The organism is Nostoc sp. CALU 1950 (assembly GCF_051172895.1).
GTDB lineage: Bacteria > Cyanobacteriota > Cyanobacteriia > Cyanobacteriales > Nostocaceae > Nostoc > Nostoc edaphicum_A.
In genome coordinates, this window is the sequence record NZ_JBDNJQ010000308.1 from 1 (window position 1) to 3,407 (window position 3,407).

General features: G+C 42.0%; 3 protein-coding genes and 1 pseudogene. 3 read left to right on the forward strand and 1 reads right to left on the reverse strand.

Annotation, left to right across the window (positions count from 1 at the left end):
- Nucleotides 1–24 precede the first annotated feature (24 nt).
- On the reverse strand, nucleotides 25–741 hold the full coding sequence (locus ABF638_RS37230) for an MATE family efflux transporter (protein WP_435027761.1): 717 nt from the start codon (nucleotides 739–741) through the stop codon (nucleotides 25–27).
- Nucleotides 742–1,210: 469 nt separating this feature from the next.
- On the opposite strand from ABF638_RS37230, the gene ABF638_RS37235 reads away from it, so the two are divergent.
- The 3 genes and pseudogenes from ABF638_RS37235 to ABF638_RS37245 all read left to right on the forward strand — a co-directional run.
- The gene (locus ABF638_RS37235) at nucleotides 1,211–1,537 is read left to right on the forward strand and encodes a helix-turn-helix transcriptional regulator (RefSeq protein ID WP_292812151.1); all 327 of its coding nucleotides are present in this window, start codon (nucleotides 1,211–1,213) and stop codon (nucleotides 1,535–1,537) included.
- 413 nt (nucleotides 1,538–1,950) lie between these two features.
- Nucleotides 1,951–2,748 (forward strand): hypothetical protein, encoded by a 798-nt coding sequence (locus ABF638_RS37240; RefSeq protein WP_435027762.1) that lies wholly within the window; start codon nucleotides 1,951–1,953, stop codon nucleotides 2,746–2,748.
- 163 nt (nucleotides 2,749–2,911) lie between these two features.
- Nucleotides 2,912–3,361, forward strand: a pseudogene (locus ABF638_RS37245) (Uma2 family endonuclease); the annotation flags it as partial.
- Nucleotides 3,362–3,407 lie beyond the last annotated feature (46 nt).

The following is a 3,407-nucleotide window of genomic DNA, read 5'->3' on the forward strand; positions in this document are numbered from 1 at the left end:
ACCCTCTTCAGTTCGACGATCTTGTTACAGAATATTAAGTCGCACATCGCGTAAGGTAAAAGCTTTGTAGAGTGAGGGTTGAAAAATACCATACACTGCAAATTGAGGTTTATTGCATATATAAACTGTCAAAGCAATAAACATACTCCAAAGTGAGAATGTGCTTGCCCAACCGATACCAGCTAAACCCATTGCTGGAAAACCCAGCTTGCCAAACATCAGTACATAGTTAGCAGCGATGTTGAGCAAAGTACCCAAAACTACAGTCACCATAACTAATCGCGGTTGCAACAGAGCAGAAAGAAAACTTTTAAGTACCGCAAAGCCTAAAGCAGGAATGAAACCCAGTGCGATCGCTCTTAAATAAGTCTGTGCTAATGCTGCTGTGTTAGCATCCTGCCCTAGCAGTAGGAGTAAACTACTTCCATTGCAAAACAGTAAAGCAATCGGTATTGCTAATATCAGAGATATCCCTAGTCCTAGCCGTACAATTGTCCCGACTTTCTCTTGGTTTCCAGCTCCGTATGCTTGGGCAGCTAAGGGGCTAACAGCAGAAACAATACCAGTAAACAGCAGCAGACAAAAGCCAAAGATACTAGCTCCTAAACCTCCAGATGCAATGGTCTGACTTCCTAGCCAACCCATCATTACCGTATCCACAAAACCAGTCGCTCCCTGAGCCAGTTGTGCCAAGGAGAGAGGTATGGCTAACAAGAGGCATTTCTTTATTTCAGAAAACATAATAACCCGATGGGGAGAACAGAGGGTTTTTGAAAAATGTAAACCTGATAAGTGGAGATGTTGCTTTTTTGGACTAAAGCCTTTGCTGTAACTGCCATGTGCGTAAAGGGTGAAATACGGATTATATAGCAAGCAATTGCCTTGGCTCAATTCATGCCACTAACTGATTGCAAAAAACTTCAATTGTTCCAGAATCAAAGCGTAGTTTACCGCCGCAGGCATCGCACAAAGCCGATCAGCAATCGTGTACAAGCGTATGCGATTGCTCTGGCATTGCTCAAGGAGCGTAAGCTTTCGCCAGTAGGGGTGCTTTTGTTTTAATAGCTGTGTTTCTTCAGTATGTGTGGGTTTAAATAATCGCATTGCTAACAAGCAAGCGATCGCTTTTGCTTTTATCTGGTGTACTACTTAATGTAGACAAAAGATTCGCTTTGTCAACACGGCGTTGATAAAATAAATGAGTAATTGAATGGCTAAAGAGGTGGTGCTAGTGGACATATCTTACATATCTCGCTTTGCGTGGAACGAACAAATGGCAAAGCGCCTAAGAGAGATGCGTGGGAAAATGAGCCGTGATGCATTGGCAGTAAAAGCAGGTTTTAGTAGGTCTTTTATCCACAATCTTGAATGGGGCAATGCAGCAAATAGACCAGAGTCAATTGATAAGAAAGATGCACTTGCCATCTGTCAGGCACTTGAAATACCTATTTGGCAATTATATCCAGCACTTGCATTAGACGTAGATAATCTTCAAAAAATTTGCTCTAGTCTCTTGACTAATGTCAACACCATGTAGTAAATTAACAATCATAGAGGAGCAAAGCGCCAGCCTCCCAGAAAAATAAAGAGGCGCTCACCATTGAACCTTGAAAATAGTAAATTTATTAATCCACCTGAGAGAGTAGCTGAGGCACTGGCGAAACCAGAGAAAGCGAGGGGAACAGGAAGGGAAATCGATTTGCGATGAATAAAAAGTTGCTACAGCATTACGGAAGTCGCTTTGAAGCTCGTTGCCGACTGCCGCCCGATCAAGGGATATGCTGCTGTAGCAAGCTCCAGTTACTGACTAGGAGCAAGCAAATATGAGGCTTCGCCAATTCTAGAGTGAGAGTGTTGTGCAAGCACAACAAACTAACCAATAAAAATAGGACGATCGCCGCTCTGGAAAAGTATGCGATCGCCCTTTTACCCATTTAAGAGGTATTTCTAATGATTACACAAGTTTCAGCCCCTACGCCAACAAAAGATCCGCTAACTACACAGGATCGCCAAATCATTGCAACCATCGTCAATCAGTCGGACTACTCAAAAGAGTGCAAGCCCGAAGATGTAGTGACTATCTGGATAAACTCGGATGATATCGTGTGGGTAAAAATGACCCACGGTTATGCTCGATACCACAAACAATCATTCAAACGCGCTGTTGCAGAGGTAAAAGCGAGTCTTTCTGCTCCAGTAAAGTGCAATCACAAAGAAGATGAGGAATTAAAACAAGCTTCTGAGAAAATTGGCTTGTTAGGTGATTGTGATTGGCTATCGTTGAGTGTCCAATACTATCCTGATAAAGTAATCGGTCATGCTGGTTGTTATATCTCTCACAAGGCTCGAATATTAATGCCACCGGCTGAATGGGATTTCACCCTGCCGAAGTGGAATATGCCTGCTGTCATCTGTCCAGACTGTGGTGGGCATGGGTGCGGTAACTGCTCGTATCGCGGGACTCGTGCAGAAGACTTGTGCGAACCAGTAGACGGCTATCTATTGACCTATGTAGGGCGCACTGACCTTCAGACGGCTCACAATGTATATCTGGACGGTGAATTCTTGGGAATTGTCTTCAAGGTCAGAAATGCTGATGAGTTATGGGAAAACGACCCCAAGACTTACTACTGGCGATGTACAGATGGAGTACGCTATTGGAGCATTAGGGAGGCTGTTAAATCCTTTGCCCTAGCTCCGGTGACTAGTGAAGTGCCACACGTTAGCTTAGAGTTAGCGGTAGCGTAAGATTAAAGAAATCTGAACAGTGGACAGGAGAAATTAGAAAACTGTCCACTTAGCAATTTGAAAACGAGATCCTTTATTTAAATGTAAAGATAGAAGCAAATCTAAAATTTTTGCGCGATCAAACATTACGTCGGCATCAGTTCAAACTTGAAGGGATAATACGATGTTTCAAGCTTTACCAGAACCAGTTACTTTTGAAGAATTTCTAGAGTGGAAACCAGAAAATGGCAGATATGAATTATACAAAGGAGTAATAGTAGAAATGCAACCAACAGGAGAACATGAGCTAGTTAGAGCATTTTTGATTAGAGAACTCAATTTTGAGATTCGCAGGTTTAATCTAGCTTATACTATTCCTGGTCAAGTATTAGTCAAATCAGTTGATAGGAAATCTGGTTATATTCCAGATGTATTAGTATTGAATCTTCCTAACTTGATCAATGAACCACTCTGGAAAAGAGCATCAACAGTTACTCAAGCAGAATCAATTCCATTAGCTGTGGAAGTTGTAAGTACAAATTGGCGTGATGATTATTTTCTAAAATTTGGTGAGTACGAGGAAATTGGGATTCCAGAATATTGGATTGTTGACTATGCTGCTCTTGCAGGGCGAACGCATCTTAATTGCTAATAAGAATTAGGAAGCAAATTCAAATATC

Coding starts and splice junctions, on each gene's coding strand:
- ABF638_RS37230 (WP_435027761.1), bottom strand. CDS start 741: ATGTTTTCTGAAATAAAGAAATGCCTCTTGTTAGCCATACCTCTCTCC.
- ABF638_RS37235 (WP_292812151.1), top strand. CDS start 1,211: ATGGCTAAAGAGGTGGTGCTAGTGGACATATCTTACATATCTCGCTTT.
- ABF638_RS37240 (WP_435027762.1), top strand. CDS start 1,951: ATGATTACACAAGTTTCAGCCCCTACGCCAACAAAAGATCCGCTAACT.